An 18,886-nucleotide genomic window follows, 5' to 3' on the forward strand; every position below is an offset into this window, starting at 1 on the left:
CTTCTACTTCCACGGCGTATTGCCCGCGTTGCACCCATCGTCGGCGTTTTTCTCGTCGCTCGGCCATTTTTGCCTACTCCGTGAAATAAACCGTTACTAGCATCGCACGGCCACTATCGGCCAAATATGCCCAAATGGCTTCCACCTCCGTGCCATCCGCCAGCTCTTGTCGAACGACAACGGAAGGATTCGGCTTGCTAGCCGGTCGCTCGCGTAAAAGCTCGCTGTCCGAGAAGCCGGCGATGATCTGCCAGTCACTTATTCCTCGCTCTTCGCATCGCTCGTCGGCGTGCGAAGAAACAAGATAGCGCTCGTTACTGATCGCCACCTGAATCTTCTTGAATAATGTCCCCATCGCGGGGCCTCACGCCGCGTTCAAAAATGTTACGGTTTTACCAGTTTACCGCGCCCTCGACCCGGCTGCACTTCCCGCATCTTAGTTCCGATGGCAGATCTGATTTGCGGCGTGCGGTGGGGGCGTTATTCCCCGTGGCGGCACATGTTTCGGGGCCGTGGAAGTCATTGACACCCGTCGTCTCAATCGCCAAGAGCGACGCGGGTTGGGCCTCGCATCCCCTCGATATTATTTCGCACCGCGGCCCGAACGTAAAGGGCAAGTCGTTTCAACGCAGTTGCGGTCGCGGGCGTTGGGCCACGTCGAGGCGTTCGACGAGGGCCATGCCGCCGGGATGACCTGGAGACACGGCCAAGAGTTGGGCCGTCGTCTGACGTGCCTCGGTCTCGCGTCCGGCCTTCCATTGAGCTTCGGCCAAGCGATAGAGCGTTTCGACCGCCGGCGGTCCGCGGTCGCGGGCCAGCGCCAGCAAATCGGCCGCCTCGGCGCACCGCCCCAAAGCGTCGTAGGCCAGACCCGTCAAGTAAAACACCTGGGCCGGCTCCTCGCCCGGCGGATACGTTTCGCTCAACGTTTGCAACGTCGCCAGGGCCCGCTGCGGTTGGTTGAGCTGGCGGTAGACCTCCGCCACGTCGAGCAAGGTCTCGCGGTCATCGGGACGATAGCCCAACGCGCGGTGGTAGTCGGCCAGGGCCTCGCGCGGCTCGCCGGCGTCGCGCCGCAGCCGCCCGCGCAGCGACCATACGGCCGCGTTCTTCGGATCGACGTCGAGCGCTCGTTCGATCAGCTCGCCGGCCTCGGCGGCCTGGCCCAGGGCGGTCCTCATCTGGGCCGCGCGCACCAGCAGTTCCGGGTCGTCGGGCGAAAGCTGCAAGGCCTTGTCGAGTTGCTCCAGCGCGGCCGCCTGTTGTCGGCGGTGCCAGAGCGCTTCGGCATAGTGAAAGCGGGCCTCGGCGTCTTGCGGAAAGACCTTCACCGCCTGGGCCAGCAGCTCGTCGGCGCGGACCCAGTTGCCATGCTCCATGGCGCTGACGCCCTGCTGCGACAGTTGCCGCGACAGCACCAGCGACCGCGGCACGGGGCCGTCCGCCCCGCGAAAATGGCACCCCATGCTCGCCCCGCAGGCGGCCACCAGCCAGTGCAATACATGCCGAAGACACCGGTCCATGCGCGCGAAAATGGGCAAACGAGGGAAAAAGGCCGCGAACCGTAGCATCAAACGGCGTCAGACGCAAGACGATTACTCAGGCGTCCGCATCTCTTCGATCCACCTGCGGATCAGCTCCACCGCTCGTCGATCGACTAAAGAAGTAGCGAGTTGCGGCATCTGCCCGCGGCCGCGAATGCTGATGCGGCGCAGAAGCACCGAGCGGTCGGGGTCGCCGGCCGCCACCAGCTTCGCCCGTTCCATGCCGAAACGATCATGCAGAGGCTCGACGCCGACGAGCCGCATTTTGTCGCGGGCCGTCGAAAAACGCAGGTCCAGTTGCGCATTGCCGCCGCCGGCTTCGACGTGGCATTGGGCACAGTTGGCGTGCAAATACGCTCGTGCCCGCCGGTCGATCGGTTCTCGATCGTCATCAGGATCGGCCAGCCGTTCATAACGGTCCGGCGATCGCGCGAGAAGGGACGAAGCCGCCGCCGACCGCTGTCCGCGAGAGGCCGTCGCTTCGGCCACGCGCTTCGCGGCATCTTCGGCCGACATACTTGAGGCGCGAAGTTGTTCCCGTAGATACTCGCTCGCTTGAGCCTGATAATCGACGCGCAGCAGCCCCAGATGCTCGAACACGCGCAACTGGTTGTCGACGACACCGCCGTAGTTGTTGTCTCGGTTCAGTTGGACGGTGGAGACGCCCAGCACGAAATTGGCCGCCCGGCTGTGACAAACCATGCACTCGCTACGGCTGGGATAGTGCCACGTTTGCCGCCGCTCGCCGTCCGCCGAGCGGACCGTAAACTCCTGATCGGCTCCCTCCTTCTCTACGAGCAGGGCCTCGGTCTGCTCCTCGTTCCAGCGATAGGAGTAGCCGGCCCATTCGCCCTGTTGGCGAGTCAACAGGCGGGTCTCGATCCAGCGCCGCGAATCTGGCCTGCCTTCGTTTCTTTCCAACGCAAACGATTTGACCAGCACGGTCCGATCGGGGAGTTCCCAGGTGCGATCGGTGGTAAAGGGGATGCGGACGGGCACCTCGTGGCCGTCCTGAGTCATTGTGGGCGGCAAGACCAGCCAGCGCTCCTTGTGAGCGCCGTCCGACCAGAGCGGCGCATTGACGTCGTAGGGAACCGCGCCTGGTTGCATCCCATGTCCGGGCACCGAGCGAAAAAGGCCCGTCTCACTCAGTCGGCGCGGAAAGGCGGCCTGTGTGTTCTTGTCGGTGTTCGGCTCCAAGGTGTAGAAGCCGCCGCGGCCACCGCCCTGATGGTCGGCGATCAGCATCTCGCCGTCGGCGTCGAGCGCAAAGGCCGTGATCGCCAGGGTGGTATCGGCCAGTTCCTTGTGCCAAACGACCTTGTCGCCGTCGTGTCGCAAGCCCCAGATTTTGCCCGTCGAATAGTCGCCATAAAGATAGGCGCCCCGCAGCTCCGGCAGCTTGGTGCCGTGGTACACGACTCCCCCGGTCAGCGATCTTGCCTCCGAGTGCGGGTGCTCCGCGGTGGGCGGCGTGTGCGGAACGTCCGCCAGTTTGCGCTGCAGGTAGAAGGGATGGCTTCCCTCGAACACGCTCCAGCCATAGTTCGCTCCGCGCCGCAGCAAAAAGACGTGCTCCCACAGGTCTTGGCCGTTGCTACCGATCCAGATCTGCCCGGTGGCCGGATCAACCGTCATCCGCCAGGGATTTCGCAAGCCAAAGGCCCAGGTCTCGGGCCGTGCGCCGGCAACGCTCACGAAGGGATTGTCGGCAGGGACTGAATAGGGCTGATCGGCCCAAGGATGATCGACGTCGATCCGCAGTACCTTGGCTGTGAGTCGGCTCAGATCCTGGCCGACGACGTCGGTGTCGGAATCGGAAGTGCCGTCGCCCGACGTGATGTAGAGCATGCGATCGAGGCCGAAGGCCAGGGCCGCGCCGTCGTGACCGGCGGATGGCCATTCGATGATGGTCAAGGCCGACGCGGGGTCGAACGCCCGCGGAGCCTCGCGAGCGACCGTATACCTCGTGATGCGAGTCGAGCGTCGGCTGCTGCCGGACTTCGTATTCGCGCCGACAAACACGTGGCCGTTCCGACGAAAGTCGGGATGGAACACGAGCGAGTAGGCGAGCCCCTCCTCCATCTGCAACAAGGTTTCCAGTTCGCCGCTGCCGGGTTCGCCGCTGGTCCGCGCGATGCGCGTTGTCCCGTAAGCGGAGGGCTGGTCGATGATCCACAATCTCGCACTTCCCGGCTCGGCCGTCACAAAGACTGGAAACGAAAGACGCAGTTCGGGCAACACGCGTCGAGCGCGGTAAGGCAGCGGCGGGTCGGGCGATCCGATCACCCGCGAAGTGGCCAGGGGGACGTAAGACTCGATCCCGTAAGGCCGTAGGGCGGTCTGCTTGTCGGGGCCCTTGAATATCAGCGTGGCATAGTCTTCGTGATGGTGAAAGTCGGGCGGCTTTGACCGCAAGGCAGCGCAGGTCGAAAGCTCGGGGCCTTCGAAATCGACGGAGTAATCGTAGCGGCAGAGCGCGAACTTCCACGTCTCGCCGTCGGCCGGGCGGCCGCCCGTGCGCAAGAAATCGGTCCAAGGGATGCGGCCCTCGACCGACCAGGCGGAGTCGTGATCTTGCCAGCGGTTCAACGTGCCGTCGAGCGCTACCTTGGCTTCGACATGGAAGGCGGCCTCGCCCTTGAACCGCCGATAACCACCGCTGCCGCGGCGCGGGATGAACATATCCATGACCGTGCCGGCCGCGTTCACCTGAAACTCGTAATAGCCCGGCTTATCGTCGGCCGGCTTGAAGAACAATTCGAAGACGTCGTTTTCCCAGGTGCGGCCGTCGGGCACTTCGACGTCGGCATAGAGATCGGAATCCTGCATGGTGGCGAAGAAGTAAAGGTTCTCACGGTCCCACAGCAGGCGCGCCTTGGTGGCGGTTTTGGCCGGCCGCGCAGCCTCACCGAGCCACGGCAAGGAGAAGTCTTCGATCGATTGAGCCTTGCTCCAAGGCGCTTCGTCAGCCTTGCCGTCGATGGCGATTTCGCCATCGGCCCAGCGGCATTCGAAGGCTGCCGGACCCTCATCCGCCCGCGGCGCCGAGCCAAGCAGCGGCAAAGAGAGGCAGATCGAAATCGAAGTCCACAGAACGCGGCGTTTCAACGTGATTGCCATGCTCGGGATTATACTTCGGCCAACGACCGGCCGTAATATACTTCACTCGGCCGAGAATGAGACATCGGCGATGCCCCGGTTGGACGCACCGGGGCGTCGCTTGGCCGTCACGCTGTTGGCCGGGGAAAAAGGGAGAAGTCCAATTATTGACTCCGCAACGTATTCGCGAGGCATCAACGTCAAAAACCGAAGCAGCGAAAGCATTTGCGTCGATCATGCGGTAGACTGGAAGATCGGAACACTAATCAACGCTAATCCGCACTAATCAGTACTGTTTCCTTCCTTCCATTAGCGAAGATGAGCGCGAATTAGCGTTCCTCATCCGTGGTCGCGATGTTGACCGGCGGAACTTTTTTGGAATTCGCGGCTGGTGTTTCGCGTGCCGCGATGCGTTCAAAAGCGGCGGTGAAATGGGACTTTTCCGGGGCCTCGGCGATCTTGGCTTGAATCGGGTTCAGGTCGATATAAATGCTGGGTCCGCGGACAAATGCTTGCGGCCCTTCTTGGGCGGGCGTAGAATCGTGGCCAGCATGGCGACTCCTTTCGCCGAAACTCAGCGGGAATTGCTGCGCGACGAGCTTGCATCGCGGATCGACAGGGATAATGCCTCCTATGCCACTGCTGGACCACTTCAACCCGCCTTTGAGCCGAACGCATCCCTGGCGTAGTTTTCACGGGGCCTGGGCTGCGGCCATGGCCCGGTTGCTGAACCAGGGTGTCTTGCCCACAGGCTATTACGCCGTCCCTCTCGTGGACCGCGACGGACCCATCGACATCGACGTGGCCGCACTGCACGACCATGAGGCATCTCATTCCGCGAGCGATGGGGTCGAGCCGCGGACATGGGCCGCACCGGCCCCGGCCGTAGCGGTCGCCGTCGATCTGGCAACCGTCGATGGTGTCGAGGTTCAGGTTTTTGCTGAAGAGGGCGATCCGCGCCTCGCGGCCGCGGTCGAGCTGCTTAGCCCACGCAACAAGGACCGCCTGGCAGCCCGGCAGGCGTTCGCGGTCAAGTGTGTCGGCTGCCTGCAACAGGGTAGTAGCGTCGTGGTTGTCGATACGGTCACCACGCGACGAGCCGACCTGAGGAGTACCATCCTGTCCCTCCTCGGGGTCGATCTGGGCGCGGCCGCGCTACCACCGGCGGGGCTGTCGGCAGTTTCCTACCGAGCTGTCGGGCGTGACGAAGAATGGCAACAACTTGAGGTTTGGCCGGCGCCGCTCGCTCTGGGACAGCCACTGCCGACCCTTCCCTTATGGATCGCCTCCGACTACTCAGTGCCTCTTGATCTGGAAGCAAGCTACCAAATGACGTGCGCGGACCTTCGCATCCATCAAGCGCCCGTCCGCCCACTGCCGACTGCTGACTCGAATTAGTTGTTGCGCCGTCCTGGTATCACAAGAAGACGCGGACGAACTCGCGAATGCCGTATGGTCACAGAACTAAAACAGTCGGGGGTGTTGGTGCAACTTGCACCAAACTCGTCAGGCGTGCGTTGCGGTCGGCGGGGCTCAGCCCGCGGCAACCTCCGCCGCGCGTTTCGGCGTCGCCACGGCCGAACCCTCGTCGCCGTCGGTGTCCTCGTCACGGAGTGCCGCGGTGTTTTAGATCGCGATGATCTTCGCTTGCCGGCGGGACTGGGAACGCCCGAGCAACTGTCGGAATCCGACAGTTGGCCAACTGTGGGGGGGTTCCTCCGCGTCGCGACGAGCAGTGCGGTTCGGGAGCGGCCCTTGCGTCGGGAATCTACCGACACGCTGACGCGTCCCGCTCGCCACGGCTTATAGGCGCCGGCCGCTATCCGGCTCCCGGCGCGCCGGGACCCCAGCCACCGCTTTTCCTCGCGGCAAACCGTCTCATTCTCGGCCGAGTGAAGTAGAGTTCCGGGCTTCTCGCACCGCTGGCCTCGGTCCGGATTCGGCATTATGCTACAGAACATGCAACGTCCCGGCCGCCACTACCTTGCGCACGCTTGTCTTGGGTGCGTCGTCGCCTTGTCGTCGACGGCGTCGGCAGCCACCACCCGCTGCCTTGCGATTGTGTGTGCGATCAGCGTTGGGTTGCTGATTTTCGCCACGGGTCTTTGGGCCGCGGCAGACGAGGCAGCAACGGCCGAACAACTCTTTGCCCGAAAAGTCTATCCAGTTTTGCGGTCCCGCTGCTTCGGCTGTCATGGCGACGACGCCGACGATATCAGCGGCGACCTGGACTTGCGCACGCGCGAAGCCGCCCTCAAAGGCGGCGCCAGCGGTCAGCCCGCGTTCACGGCCGGCGATCCCGACGCCAGCCCGCTCTATGTCGCCGTCAGCCGTCGGAACGCCGAGCTGGCGATGCCGCCCAAGGACAACGACAAGCTCTCTCCGGACGAGATCGGGGCGATTCGACAATGGATTACCGGCGGCGCGCCTTGGCCCGCGCCGGCACGGCGAGCGGAGTTGAACAAGGACCGCGGCTGGAACGACGATGCCGGCGTATCGGTCCCCACCAGCGGCGGCCTTTCGCCCGAATGGACGGACCGCAAGTACAACCCGGCCGGCTTGTGGGCCTATCAGCCGGTGAAAAAAAACCCGCCTCCGAAGGCGCAAGAACCCAACATCGACAAGAACGAAATCGATGCCTTCATCGACGCGGGCCTGGCGTCGCTCGGCCTGCTGCCCGCCCCGCCTGCCGCCCGCCGCACGCTCATCCGCCGCGCCAGCTTCGATCTGCTCGGCTTGCCGCCGACGCCGGAGGAAGTCGAAGCCTTCCTTGGCGACACGGACGAAGATGCGCCGGCTTTCGCCAAGGTCGTCGAGCGGCTGTTGGCCTCGCCGCACTATGGAGAGCAGATGGCCCGGCACTGGCTTGATGTGGTGCGCTATGCAGACTCTTCAGGCTTCGCCAACGACTATGAGCGCGGCAACGCCTGGCGGTTCCGTGATTACGCCGTCCGGGCATTCAACGTCGACAAACCCTACGATCAGTTCGTCAGCGAGCAACTTGCCGGCGATGAGATCGACCCTGACAACCCGGAACTGCTGGTGGCCGTCGGCTTTCTGCGCATGGGCCCTTGGGAGCTGACGGCGATGGAAGTTCCCAAAGTGGCGCGCCAGCGGTTTCTTGACGACGTGACCAACAACGTGGGAGAGACGTTCTTGGCCCACTCGCTCCAGTGTGCCCGGTGTCACGATCACAAGTTCGATCCGGTTCCCACGCGCGATTACTATGGCGTTCAGGCATGCTTTGCCACGACGCAGATGGCCGAGCGGCCCGCCGCGTTTCTCCCGCGGGAAAACACGATCGACGGCTTTCAGGATCAGGTCTATCTCGAACGCCGTAAGCAACGATACGAGGAACAGCTTGCCGAACTTGATCGGAAGTCGATCGAAGCGGCACGGCGGTGGCTGCTCGACAATCATCTGGACCCGGCCGAGTTCGAGCAAGCCCTGACGCAAAAATCGTCCCCCGCGCGCCCGGGTGGCGTCGCTCGCCGCGAGTATGAACAGGCGCGGTCGAGGATGATCAAGCGCGGCGTGCCGGAAGAGCGGATACCGCCGCGATTCGCCGGTCTTGCGCCGGAAGAGCTCGGCCGCGATCGTATCTCCCGCAAGGGGCTCGAACGTCTCGCCTGGGAACTCGATCGCTATCGGCCGTTCGCCTTCTCGGTTTATGACGGACCGACGCCCAACGTGTCGTCCATCACCGCTCCGCGGCGCTTACCCGGCGATCGCCAGCCGCCGGGCGAAATCGAGCAGACCTGCATTCTGGCCGGCGGCGATCCGTTTTCACCGACGGTGCCGGTAGTCCCCGGCGTGTTGAGCGTCGTAACCACGGTTCCCGATGCGACGATTCCCGAGAGCCTTGCTGGTCGCCGCCGCGCATTGGCCCGCTGGATTGTCGACCGGCGAAATCCGTTGACCAGCCGCGTGATTGCGAACCGCGTGTGGCAATGGCACTTTGGCCGCGGGCTCGCCGCCAACCCTAATAATTTCGGCGCGACCGGCAAGCCGCCGACCCATGCCGAGCTGCTCGACTGGCTGGCGGCCACGCTGGTCGAACGCGGCTGGTCTCTGAAGGATCTGCACCGCACGATCATGGCTTCGGCGGCCTACCGCCGCTCGTGCGAGCACCCCGATCGCCGCACTGTGGACGAACGCGGTCCGGCGGATGCGAGTTACGCGGTGTTCCTGCCGCGGCGGCTCACTGCCGAAGAGCTGCGCGACGGCATGCTCCGTGTCTCAGGCGAGCTCAATCCCGTCTTGGGCGGCGTGCCGGTGCGCCCGGAGATCAACCTGGAAGCCGCCTTGCAGCCGCGGCAAGTCATGGGTGCGCTGGCCGCGGCCTGGACGCCCAGCCCTTCGCCGCAAGACCGTCATCGCCGCTCGATTTATGCTTTGAAGCTGCGCGGCCTCCGCGACCCGTTCTACGAGGTCTTCAATGAGCCGAATCCCGACTTGTCGTGCGAGCGGCGCGAAGCGGCGACCGTCGTTCCCCAGGTCTTCAGCTTGTTCAACAGCCAAGCGAGTTACGATCGGGCTGCCGCCCTGGCGTCGCTGGTGCTCAAAGGCGGCTGCGACGACGAAGCCGCGGTGCAAGCGGTTTATCGCCGCGCCTTCGGCCGCCCGGCCACGCCGGATGAGGCGGCCGTGGCAATGGCGCATTGGCGGCGGATGACGGTCCGCCACGAGAAGCTTGTGTTGCCCAAACCGGCCTGGCCGCGGGAGGTCGTCCGCGAAACCGTGGAAGAGAACACCGGCACGAAGTTCAACTTCGTTGAGCCACTCGACGAATACGCCGACTTCACGCCGGACCTGCAACTCACCGGCGCCGACGCTCGCACCCGCGGGTTCGCGGAGGTGTGCCTCGTGATCTTCAACTCCAACGAGTTCGTCTATGTCTACTGAGCGTGACCTCTCGATGCCCGACGCAGCGGGTCGCTCGCTCGACCGCCGCGCGTTTTTCTTCGGCGCCGGAAGCTCGATGGCCGGAGTTGCCTTGGCGGCGCTCGTGGCCGACGAAACGACGGCGCTTGCCGCGGAGCCGGCGGTTTCGCAGTTGACAGCCAGGCCGCCGCACTTCGCCGCCAAGGCCAAACGCTGTATCTTCCTCACGATGGAGGGTGGCCCGAGTCACGTTGACACCTTCGATCCAAAACCCGCGCTCGCTCGCCTTCACTTGAAGGAGTTCGTGCGCGAGGGCCGGATGAAGTCGGCCATGGAAAGCGGCAAACGCTACTACGTGCAAAGCCCGTTCGCGTTCCGCAAAGTCGGACAGTCGGGCGCCGACATGGCCGAAAACTGGGAACATCTTGCCCGCTGCGCCGACGACTTATGCTTCTTTCGCGGCTGCCAGGTCGATTCGGTGAATCATCCGTCGGCCTTGTATCAGATGAACACCGGCAACCGCTTCGGCGGCGATCCGGCGATCGGCGCCTGGGTGACCTATGGCCTCGGTTCGTTCAATGCCAACCTGCCGGGGTTTATCGTGCTGCCCGAAGTCACGTATCCCCAGGGCGGCGCGGCGAACTGGAGCAACGGCTTTCTGCCGGCGGCCTATCAGGGCACGCCGCTACGCGCCAAGGGTTCGCCCATACTCGACCTCAACCCTCCGCCGGGCATCACGCCGGAACACCAGCGGGCGAACCTCGACTTTTTGGCCCAGTTGAATCGCGCGCATCACGAGCGGCACGCCTGGCACGATGAGCTGTCCGCCCGGATCGACAACTACGAACTGGCCTTCCGCATGCAAGCGCAGACGCCGGGGCTGCTCGATTTGGGCGGCGAAGATGAGGAAACTTTGACGATGTACGGCATCGGCCGCGGACCGACCGACGCCTTTGGCCGCAAGTGTCTATTGGCCCGGCGTCTGATCGAACAGGGCGTGCGGTTCGTGCAGCTTTATCACGGCTCTTGGGACTCGCACGACTTTATCGAACGGGCCCACGGCAACCTGGTGCGCCAGGTTGATCGACCGATCATGGCCTTGCTTATCGATCTGCGCCGCCGAGGTCTGCTGGAGGAAACGCTGGTGGTTTGGTGCGGCGAGTTCGGCCGCACTCCCGACAACGGCGTTCGTGGCGGCACGGCCTACGGCCGCGACCACAACCCGAAAGCGATGACCATCTGGCTGGCGGGCGGCGGAGTGAATGCCGGGCACACCATCGGCGCCACCGACGAGACGGGCGCCGAGGCGGTCGAGTGCGTGCATCACGTGCGCGACCTGCACGTGACCTTGTTGCGGCTGTTGGGGCTCGACGACAACAAGCTGACTTACTATCACAGCGGCCGGTTCAAGCAGCTTTCACAATTCGGCGGCCAGCCGATCAAGGAATTGATGGGCTGACGCCCTATGCGTTCTCGGGAAACTCGAAGTTGAGCAGGGCCGAGACCACTTTGCCGGCCCAACGATAAACGTTGTTGCTGGCCACCGCCGCCCGCATCCGCTGCATCCGCTTGCGACGATCGGGCTCGGCCATCGTGCAGGCCTGGTGGATCGCCGACGCCATCCCGTCCACGTCGTAGGGGTTCACCAGCAAGGCGTCGGTGAACTCGCGGGCCGTGCCCGTGAACTGGCTGAGGATCAACACGCCGTCTTCGTCGAGCCGGCTGGCCGCGAGTCACCTCGGAGCGCTCCTGATCGACGCGGGCTTCGATGGCCCGGTCGACCGTGTCAGTGCAGCGGATTGAACTCGGGGCGCGTGAAGGTGACGTGGCACAGCGGCCAGAGACCCTCGTTCGACAGACCGTAGCAATAGCCTTCTTCCTGTTCTTTGCTGAGCCAGACGCGCCGCAACGTGTAGCTCGGATTTTCAGGCGGAACGCGGACGTGGTCGCGCTCTGGCTGGAGGAGAGAAGCATGGTGGCCGGATTATAGCACAATCTTCCGCTCTTTACAGGCGGACCAACACTTCGCCGCGGCCGGCCGCCAGCAGGTCGCCGTGATAAAGCAGGTAGTCGGCGGCCAGTAGCTCCTCGGCCACCGGAAACCCCAGCCGCCGCAGATGGAGCAAGTACATCCGCACGTAGAGCGGCCGGCAGCGGCCCGCCGGCTTGAAGGTGGGCAACAACACCGGCTTGTCGCCGAACAGCAGCACCGCGCCGCGGCGCATGCCGGCCGCGGCACGCGCCCCGCACGCGCCGAACGCCAGCAGGCTGCCGGCAATCATGTTCGCCGCGGGAGCATCGCCGATCGAGCCGCCGACGGCGATCAAACCGCGCCGCATGCTGTGGCCGACTTCGTCGCCCGCGTCGCCGCCGACCAGGATGGTTCCCTTGGTCATGCCCCGCGCGCCGCCGCGATAGGCCGCGCCGACCAGGTGCCCGGCGCGGCCGCGCACGTCGATCAGCCCGCCGTGCATCTCGCCGCCGAGCCAGTCGCCGGCGTCGCCCGACACGTGGATCTCTCCTCCCGACATCTCACTTCCCACGTGCCGGCCGGCGGGACCCGCCACGTGGATGGCCCCCGCGCTCATCTTGGCGCCGATCCAGTGTACGCCGGCCAGGTTCCCCTGGAACTCGATCCGCAGATCGCTCGGGTCGCCCGACACGGCAAAGAACTCGCCCACAGGCAATTGACGGTTGCCGTGAAACAGCGGCAGCTTTTCGATCTCGGCCAGCGACTTGTCGCGCACGGCGAAAGGCAGAAGCCCTTCGATCTCGACGGGCAGCGGCGTGGCGACGCGATACTTAAGCTGCAGGGCCAAAGGTCGTTTAACCAATCCGAATATGCTCGACCTGGTGCTTGGCCATCCATTCGAGCCAGCCCTCCAGCTCTTCGCTCAACTCGACTTCCGTGCGGCTGGCGCTATCGAGCGGCGACACGACGAGGATCGCGCCCTCATCGAGCCAAGTGCGGGTCTGGTCGAGCGCGACCCAGTATTCGCCCGCCGCCAGTTCCGGCACGCCGGCGGCACCGGGCACGCTCATGAAATAGGCGATTTCGTGCCGGAAGCGGTCCGACATGGGATACGCGGGCAGGTCGGAACGGCCCACGGCATGGACAAGGGTTGGCATGGCCACAGCCTAGCACACGGCCGGCGCGCGGCCAAATCGCTTGGGCTTGGTCAGGATGAGCGTAGGGTGGAAACGGTGCGTCGGGCGTTTCGGTTGCTCAAAACACAACAGTAATTCAACGAGGCATGAAGCGATGGTCGTTCACCTGCTTGCTGTTGGCAGTTTGTTCCGGGTGCCAGTGGCGTGGAAACGAGCGACCATCGCGATCACCAGGAATGGCCAACAGAACCAAGGCCACAGCGATCGCCACGTGGGAAGTGAGTCGGCGGCTTCCAGCTCAAAGTGAACGCGGAGGTCGTCGTCAGGTGTGTGGATGACGATGGTAAACTGCCACGCGCCTGCATCGGGCAATTCGAATTCGGCGGCTTGAAAGAGCTTGTTGGTGGCGGCGTCAGGCGTTGCCTCGTACCTCGCGGGCGCGAGGGAGCCGTCGCGGGGCGCTACTTCGATCTCAATCGCGTCGTCGAGCACCGGTTCGCCCGTGTCGGCATCCTGGATGAAGACGCTGATGTCGATGGGGCCGGCCGCCAACGGCGTGGGACTGCTGAAGACCGTGACCTGGCGGTTGCCATGCCGCTGGGATGCGCAGACCGCCCCCGCGTCGGCGCGGGCAACGGCGGGCGGCATCGCCAACAACAGGACCGTGCAACTCAAGGCGCTAAAGCGGGTGGCAATCAGCAGGCTCCCGACCATCAGGCTATATGTCCTCGTATTGCCAATCGGGATCGTCGGGGTGTTTGAGGTCCCACAGCGGTCGCCGGCTGTGGACCACAGGTATCTGCTCGAAGTTGTACGAGGGGGGCGGCGACGACGTCATCCACTCCAACGTCCAGGCGTCCCAGGGATCGTTGCCGGCGGGCCTGCCCCGCCGCAGCGATACCAGCACGTTGTAAATGAAGATGGCGTAACTCGGCGCTTGCACGAGGGCGCCGAGCGTCGTGAGCTGGTTCCAAAAGTCCCAGCCGCGATCGACGTCGTAGGTGTAAATTCGCCGCGGCATGCCCAGCATGCCCGAAACGTGCATCGGCCCGAAGGTGAGAAAAAAGCCAATATAGAGCAGCCAGAAATGCCAGCGTGCCAGCCGCTCGCAGAGCATGCGGCCGGTGACCTTGGGATACCAGTAATAGAGTCCGGCAAACGTGCCGAACAACGTGCCGCCGATCAGCACCCAATGGAAATGGCCGATCACGAAATAACTGTCCGAAAGCTGAAAGTCGAACGGCGCCGCGGCGAGCATGATGCCCGTCAGGCCGCCGATCAGGAACATCGAAAGAAAACCGAAGGCGAAGAGCATCGGCGACGCGAACCAGATGCGGCCGCCGTACATGGTGGCCAGCCAGTTGAAAAACTTGATGCCCGTGGGGATCGACACCAGCAGGCTGCTGGCGACGAAGAACAGATCGACCGTGCGGCTCATGCCGACGGCGAACATGTGGTGCGCCCACACGCCCAGACTGATGAAGGCGATCGCCGCGGTGGCCGCCGCCATGAACTCGTAGCCGAACAGCACCTTGCGTGAGAAGACCGGGATCACCTCCGACACCATGCCGAAGGCCGGCAAGATGAGGATGTAGACCTCCGGATGACCGAAGAACCAGAACATGTGCTGCCAAAGGAGGGCCGAGCCGCCGTTTTGCGTGTCGAAAAAGTGCGATCCGAGGTTGCGGTCGAAAAGCAGCATCACCAGGGCGGCGGTGAGCGGCGGAATGGCGAACAGAATCAGCACCGAGGTCCACAGCATCGTCCAGGTGAAGAAAGGCACTTTGCGCAGCGTCATGCCGGGCGCACGCATGCCGAGGATGGTGGCGATGAAGTTCACCGCCCCGGCCAGCGTGCCCGTCCCGCTCACAATCAGGCCCAGCGCCCAGAGGTCGGTGGCCGCGCTGCGGGCGAAGGTCCGCCCGCTGAGCGGCGCGTAGGCGAACCAGCCGATGGCCGGCGCGCCGCCCGTGGCGTAGCTCGAATACACCAGCAGGCCGCCCAGCAGGCTGACCCAAAAGCCGAAGGCGTTCAGCCGCGGGAACGCCATGTCGCGGGCGCCGATCGCCAGCGGCACGAGGTAGTTGCCGATGCCGATCAGGATGGGCATGCCCATGAAAAAGACCATCGTGGTCCCGTGCATGGTGAAAAGCTGGTTGAACGCGTCGGGACCGATAAAGTCGTACCGAGGAAAGAGCAACTGCCAACGCATGAGCAGGGCCTCGCAGCCTCCGATCATCAGAAACCCCAGGGCCATCGCGATGTACATCAGGCCGATTTTTTTGTGATCGACCGTCGTGACCAGCTCGTACAGCAGCGACGGCGCCGCGGACGGGCCGCTCGAAGCGTGCCTGGCGTTTGCGGTTTCGATTTCGACGCTGGTCATCGGGGCCTCATCATGCGGCCGCGATCGCGAAATGCGGCTTGTCGTCGGCGTTTGCGCCGCGCACGACGCGGCATGCCCCGTTGCGCCCAGTTCGATTTGCGTGCATCCTGGCTCCCTTCGTGCCCGACTAAGGATCGCCTTTAGCACGTCATTGTGGGCATTCGGTCGGAGAATGCAAGCGCTTGACGTGACCCCCTGGAAAACAGCATCCTTTCAGCATAGAATTAAAACTCTAAGCCGTTTCACGAAAAGAAGTTGCGAAGTCATGTTTCCGATCGATTGCGTTTTCGATCGTCTGGCGGAAGGTGATAACATCGATGACATTTCCACTCGTTTCAATGTCAAACGCAGTGACATCAGTACCATCCTGCACGGCATTGCGCGTCTGCTTCGTTCTCCGCGCGGATTGAAGTCCGCGGAACCGACTCAGCAGGTTGAGGGCGACGCCACGAGGCAGGAGCGTTCAAGACAGCAGGAGATCGACGACCTACGCGCTGAGCATCAAGAAGAATTCGATCGGATCGAGGAAATAATGCCAGAACTTGACGAGCTGCTCTCGCTCAGCGTGGAGCCGCCACGCGAACTGCTGGACGGACCTTCGTCGTAGAAGTGGAGTCGGAGAACAAGGCGTGCCTCAGTACAAGCAGGGCGAGATTGTTCTCGCACGCGTGCCCGACCCGGCCTGGCCAGGTGGGGGCTGGCACTTCGTTCAACTCGTCGGCCAGGCGATGCCCCGGTGCGTCCAACCGGGGCATCGCTTGGCCGCCACGCTGTTGAAGGGCGCCAGCCGCTATCGGGCCAAGCTCTGCCCCAGCCACCGCTTTTGCTCGCGAAAAAAATGTCTCATTCTCGGCCGCGTGAACTATGGCAACTTCGGAATGCCGAAGCCCGTCTACAATTACTACTTAGCCCGTTCTTCTTCAGGAACCGCATCGACGCTCGATCTCGACGCGAGTTCGGCGGTCCGCCGCTGAACGACATAGGGATTGACGAAGACCTTCGGCGCGGCGGCGGTGCGGTCGCCCGCGCTCGTTTTGCGCTCGCGAGGCACGTAGCGATTTTGTACTTCCTTCGGCGGCAGCGGCGCTGCCGACGGCGTGATGTAGCCGGGCGGGTAGGCGAACGGGCTATAGCCATAAGGCCGGGCCACCGGATGGCTGTAATAGACCGGCGGAAAAATCGCGTAATAAGGCGGCGGTTGGGTGTTCATCATGCCGTACAGCCCGTTGCCGAAAAAGCCGTAGCCCAAGGCGAAGGGCGCTCCGCCCACCTGCGCCTCGGCGGCCGTGCCGACGGCGGCCCAAACAACCAGTGCCAGAACGATTGAGCCAAGTTTGTGAGAAAGGTGCATTGTCGTGCCTCGTCAGTGTGCCGTTTCCAGTGTCTGCCCCGCTACTTCCAGCGTAATTGGCCCGCGCCGGCAAACAAGACAAAAGCAGAACGTAGGGTGGGACCAGCGAGCTTGCGAGCGCCGGCCCACCGTCAACGACGTCGCACCGATGGTGGGCCGGCGCTCGCAAGCTCGCTGGTCCCACCCTACAGGTGCGGCAAAATGGTCGCCGGGACCCCAGTCTCACCAGCGTGAAGCATGAGCTATGCTTTCTCGCAACATCTTTGACCAGATTCCTCCGACGCCGCCCCGCGATGTCCGTCAGCACCGTGCAACCGCCGCTTCGCGACCAGTTATCCGCGCTGATGGCCGAGGCGCGCGCCGACGATCAGCACGACCGCCGCGGGGCCGCCCGATACCCGTTTTTCCGGCGGGTGTGGATTGAAGATGTCGACGCGGGACAGCGCGATTGCGTGGCGTTTACGCGCGAAATCTCGATGGCCAGCGTCGGCCTGCTGCACAACGTTCCACTCGTGCCGGGCTGGGTGACGGTCGCGGTCCCTCGCCCGCAGGCCGAACCGCTCCGCTTGGCCGCGGAGATCCTCTGGTGCCGGCCTTGTGGCGAGGGCTGGTATCTCAGCGGCGGCCTGCTGCACGGCGTCGAGTGAGCGCGACCTACCGGCCCCAATTCGGGGTCGACCGGCAACGCCTTGCCAGTCTCACTTACAACGAGATCACCCGTTCCCTACCGCGGCATCTCGCGCAGGTAAATGTTCTTGAAATAAAGCGTGTTGCCGTGGTTCTGCAACTCGATCTGGCCGGTGGAGTAGACCGGCTTGTCTCGCTCCCAATGGTTTTCCAGCACCACGTTGTCGACCAACAGCACGTCGTTGAGCTTCACGGTCACCTTGTCGCCGGCCATCATGATCTTGAACGTGTTCCACTCGCCGATCGGCTTATCGGCCACGGTCGAGGGCTTGTTGGGGTGCTTCTGATTGTTGAACAACCCGCCGGAGCCGACGCCCTTGGCCGAGTCGCTGGCAGGATCCCAGATCTGCACCTGGGGCGTGCCGCGCAAATAGATGCCGCTGTCGCCCTTCGGCTTGATCTTCCAATCGACCCACAGCTCGAAGTCGCCATAGTCTTTGGCCGTGGCCAGGCTGCGTCCCTTGCCGTCGAACACCAAGACGCCCTCGTCGACGCTCCAATGCTTCCGCATGTCTTCGTCGGCCTCTTGCTGGGCCGTGGCGAGTTGGTCCGGCGAAGCCTGTGCCCGCTTGGCCGGATTGTCGAGCGGCGATTTGAGCAGACCTTTCCAGCCGCTCAGATCTTGGCCGTTGAACAGGGCCACGAATCCATCGGGCGGCGTGTTGTCGGCGGCGTGCGACAAGGAGGCCAACGTCAGCAGCAAGGCGAGCGAAAGCAGGCGGGCGAATCTCATGATGAAGCTCGTGGGTGGGTTAGAGGTTCAAGCGGACATGTTACAGGGTACATTGGTCCGCGGCGTGTGGCTAGACTATGACCTCACGCGGCGACTTCACGCGGCCCAGAATGAGACGTTTTGCGCGAGGAAAAGCGGCGGCTGGGGCAGAGCTTGGCCGGATAGCGGCTGGCGCCTACAAGCCGTGGCGAGCGGGACGCGTCAGCGTGTCGGTAGGTTCCCGACGCAAGCGCCGCGCCCGACCCGCACTGCACGTCGCGACGCGGAGGGAACCCCCCACAATTGGCCAACTGGCGGATTCCGCCAGTTCGTGGAAAGCCAAAAACGCCGTGCCCCAGGCAAGACGCGCAACTGCCACCCCCAAAAACGCCGCGTTTTGTCGAAGGTGCGCAACTCGCGCCCGAAGACGCGCGACTCGGCAGCAAGGCCGTGGCCGGTCTCCAGGCGGAGCCACCGCCATTGCCGCGGAACACAAAAACGCCCTGCCCCAGCCAAGACGCGCAACGGCCACCCCCCAAAAAACACCGCGTTTTTGCGAAGGTGCGCAACTCGCGCGCGAAGATGCGCAACTCGGCGGCAGGCCGTGGCCGCTCTCCCGACCGAACCTCCGCCGGTGCCGCGGAAAGGCAAAAACCGCGCGCGCCAGCGAAGGCGTGCAACTGCCGCCGCGCAAAAAACGCCGCGTTTTTTCGAAGATGCGCAACTCGCGCGCGAAGATGCGCAACTCGCCACGTGCCACTGACGACGGACCGCGGGCCACTGACAACAGACCAAATTTCCAAAGATCCTTGCGTCCGGCTTCTGAGTCCCGACACCTGCCCGCAATACGTCGTTCTACCGCGCGACTGGCTCGGGGTGTTCGCGTGCAAAACCACCCCAGCGGGTTGCCTGCGTGCCAAACCGTGCGTGCCGCCGCCCGCCCACGGCGACGGCTGCGGCAGCCTGCCATAAATGCCGAGCTGCCTGCCCCTGCTCTTTAGACGCTCCTCCGCGCCGAAAAGTTCCCATTCGCAAGTCCACAATCGCGTCGCGGCAACCGGGTAGTGGCCTAAAGCATCACTCCGATGCACGCCCCAACGAAAACGAGTCTA

The 18,886-nt window shown here is 64.0% G+C and carries 16 protein-coding genes and 1 pseudogene; 5 read left to right on the forward strand and 12 right to left on the reverse strand.

Going from position 1 to position 18,886, the window contains the following annotated elements; genetic code table 11:
- Nucleotides 1-73: 73 nt before the first annotated feature.
- From VNH11_07645 to VNH11_07660, 4 genes are all read right to left on the reverse strand, one after another.
- Complete coding sequence (locus tag VNH11_07645; GenBank protein ID HVA46231.1) at nucleotides 74-355, reverse strand: DUF4258 domain-containing protein; 282 nt, start codon at nucleotides 353-355, stop codon at nucleotides 74-76.
- 268 nt (nucleotides 356-623) lie between these two features.
- A complete protein-coding gene (locus VNH11_07650; GenBank protein ID HVA46232.1) occupies nucleotides 624-1,523 on the reverse strand; it encodes a tetratricopeptide repeat protein in 900 nt (299 codons plus the stop codon).
- 72 nt (nucleotides 1,524-1,595) lie between these two features.
- Nucleotides 1,596-4,667: a PQQ-dependent sugar dehydrogenase gene (locus tag VNH11_07655; protein HVA46233.1), complete on the reverse strand. Its 3,072-nt coding sequence runs from the start codon at nucleotides 4,665-4,667 to the stop codon at nucleotides 1,596-1,598.
- 308 nt (nucleotides 4,668-4,975) lie between these two features.
- A complete protein-coding gene (locus VNH11_07660; protein ID HVA46234.1) occupies nucleotides 4,976-5,302 on the reverse strand; it encodes a hypothetical protein in 327 nt (108 codons plus the stop codon).
- Between the two features lie 58 nt (nucleotides 5,303-5,360).
- Here VNH11_07660 and VNH11_07665 point away from each other — a divergent pair, with 58 nt between their 5' ends.
- The 3 genes from VNH11_07665 (at nucleotide 5,361) to VNH11_07675 (ending at nucleotide 10,989) form a co-directional block, all read left to right on the forward strand.
- A complete protein-coding gene (locus tag VNH11_07665; GenBank protein HVA46235.1) occupies nucleotides 5,361-6,044 on the forward strand; it encodes a DUF4058 family protein in 684 nt (227 codons plus the stop codon).
- A gap of 561 nt (nucleotides 6,045-6,605) precedes the next feature.
- A complete protein-coding gene (locus VNH11_07670; GenBank protein ID HVA46236.1) occupies nucleotides 6,606-9,551 on the forward strand; it encodes a PSD1 and planctomycete cytochrome C domain-containing protein in 2,946 nt (981 codons plus the stop codon).
- 13 nt (nucleotides 9,552-9,564) lie between these two features.
- Nucleotides 9,565-10,989 (forward strand): DUF1501 domain-containing protein, encoded by a 1,425-nt coding sequence (locus VNH11_07675; GenBank protein ID HVA46237.1) that lies wholly within the window; start codon nucleotides 9,565-9,567, stop codon nucleotides 10,987-10,989.
- A 4-nt stretch (nucleotides 10,990-10,993) separates the two neighbouring features.
- On the opposite strand, the pseudogene VNH11_07680 reads toward VNH11_07675, so the two are convergent.
- The 6 genes and pseudogenes from VNH11_07680 to ctaD form a co-directional block, all read right to left on the reverse strand.
- Nucleotides 10,994-11,242: pseudogene (locus VNH11_07680) on the reverse strand (trehalose-6-phosphate synthase).
- A gap of 74 nt (nucleotides 11,243-11,316) precedes the next feature.
- Nucleotides 11,317-11,439, reverse strand: coding sequence for a hypothetical protein (locus VNH11_07685; GenBank protein HVA46238.1), 123 nt, complete (start codon nucleotides 11,437-11,439; stop codon nucleotides 11,317-11,319).
- 97 nt (nucleotides 11,440-11,536) lie between these two features.
- Nucleotides 11,537-12,364: a formylmethanofuran dehydrogenase subunit C gene (locus tag VNH11_07690; GenBank protein HVA46239.1), complete on the reverse strand. Its 828-nt coding sequence runs from the start codon at nucleotides 12,362-12,364 to the stop codon at nucleotides 11,537-11,539.
- Nucleotides 12,357-12,659 (reverse strand): hypothetical protein, encoded by a 303-nt coding sequence (locus VNH11_07695; protein ID HVA46240.1) that lies wholly within the window; start codon nucleotides 12,657-12,659, stop codon nucleotides 12,357-12,359. The genes VNH11_07690 and VNH11_07695 overlap by 8 nt, the downstream gene beginning before the upstream one ends.
- 141 nt (nucleotides 12,660-12,800) lie before the next feature.
- Entirely contained in the window at nucleotides 12,801-13,352 is a 552-nt protein-coding gene (locus VNH11_07700) for a hypothetical protein (GenBank protein ID HVA46241.1), read from the reverse strand.
- Nucleotides 13,353-13,356: 4 nt separating this feature from the next.
- Nucleotides 13,357-15,024, reverse strand: a complete 1,668-nt coding sequence (gene ctaD / locus VNH11_07705; protein HVA46242.1) for a cytochrome c oxidase subunit I — start codon at nucleotides 15,022-15,024, stop codon at nucleotides 13,357-13,359.
- Nucleotides 15,025-15,289: 265 nt separating this feature from the next.
- Here ctaD and VNH11_07710 point away from each other — a divergent pair, with 265 nt between their 5' ends.
- On the forward strand, nucleotides 15,290-15,631 hold the full coding sequence (locus VNH11_07710; protein HVA46243.1) for a hypothetical protein: 342 nt from the start codon (nucleotides 15,290-15,292) through the stop codon (nucleotides 15,629-15,631).
- Nucleotides 15,632-15,925: 294 nt separating this feature from the next.
- Here the strand turns inward: VNH11_07710 and VNH11_07715 are convergent, their stop codons facing one another.
- Nucleotides 15,926-16,375, reverse strand: a complete 450-nt coding sequence (locus VNH11_07715) for a hypothetical protein (GenBank protein HVA46244.1) — start codon at nucleotides 16,373-16,375, stop codon at nucleotides 15,926-15,928.
- A 293-nt stretch (nucleotides 16,376-16,668) separates the two neighbouring features.
- On the opposite strand from VNH11_07715, the gene VNH11_07720 reads away from it, so the two are divergent.
- Nucleotides 16,669-17,022, forward strand: coding sequence for a hypothetical protein (locus VNH11_07720; GenBank protein ID HVA46245.1), 354 nt, complete (start codon nucleotides 16,669-16,671; stop codon nucleotides 17,020-17,022).
- A gap of 77 nt (nucleotides 17,023-17,099) precedes the next feature.
- Here VNH11_07720 and VNH11_07725 read toward each other — a convergent pair whose 3' ends face one another.
- Nucleotides 17,100-17,795 carry a DUF1080 domain-containing protein gene (locus VNH11_07725; GenBank protein HVA46246.1) on the reverse strand — a complete coding sequence of 232 codons (696 nt, stop codon included), beginning with the start codon at nucleotides 17,793-17,795 and terminating at the stop codon, nucleotides 17,100-17,102.
- Nucleotides 17,796-18,886 lie beyond the last annotated feature (1,091 nt).

The organism is Pirellulales bacterium (assembly GCA_035533075.1).
Lineage (GTDB): Bacteria > Planctomycetota > Planctomycetia > Pirellulales > JAICIG01 > DASSFG01.

Coding starts and splice junctions, on each gene's coding strand:
- VNH11_07710 (HVA46243.1), top strand. CDS start 15,290: ATGTTTCCGATCGATTGCGTTTTCGATCGTCTGGCGGAAGGTGATAAC.
- VNH11_07720 (HVA46245.1), top strand. CDS start 16,669: ATGTCCGTCAGCACCGTGCAACCGCCGCTTCGCGACCAGTTATCCGCG.
- VNH11_07670 (HVA46236.1), top strand. CDS start 6,606: ATGCAACGTCCCGGCCGCCACTACCTTGCGCACGCTTGTCTTGGGTGC.
- VNH11_07700 (HVA46241.1), bottom strand. CDS start 13,352: ATGGTCGGGAGCCTGCTGATTGCCACCCGCTTTAGCGCCTTGAGTTGC.
- VNH11_07645 (HVA46231.1), bottom strand. CDS start 355: ATGGGGACATTATTCAAGAAGATTCAGGTGGCGATCAGTAACGAGCGC.
- VNH11_07650 (HVA46232.1), bottom strand. CDS start 1,523: ATGGACCGGTGTCTTCGGCATGTATTGCACTGGCTGGTGGCCGCCTGC.
- VNH11_07715 (HVA46244.1), bottom strand. CDS start 16,375: ATGCACCTTTCTCACAAACTTGGCTCAATCGTTCTGGCACTGGTTGTT.
- VNH11_07655 (HVA46233.1), bottom strand. CDS start 4,667: ATGGCAATCACGTTGAAACGCCGCGTTCTGTGGACTTCGATTTCGATC.
- VNH11_07695 (HVA46240.1), bottom strand. CDS start 12,659: ATGCCAACCCTTGTCCATGCCGTGGGCCGTTCCGACCTGCCCGCGTAT.
- ctaD (HVA46242.1), bottom strand. CDS start 15,024: ATGACCAGCGTCGAAATCGAAACCGCAAACGCCAGGCACGCTTCGAGC.
- VNH11_07725 (HVA46246.1), bottom strand. CDS start 17,795: ATGAGATTCGCCCGCCTGCTTTCGCTCGCCTTGCTGCTGACGTTGGCC.
- VNH11_07665 (HVA46235.1), top strand. CDS start 5,361: ATGGCCCGGTTGCTGAACCAGGGTGTCTTGCCCACAGGCTATTACGCC.
- VNH11_07675 (HVA46237.1), top strand. CDS start 9,565: ATGCCCGACGCAGCGGGTCGCTCGCTCGACCGCCGCGCGTTTTTCTTC.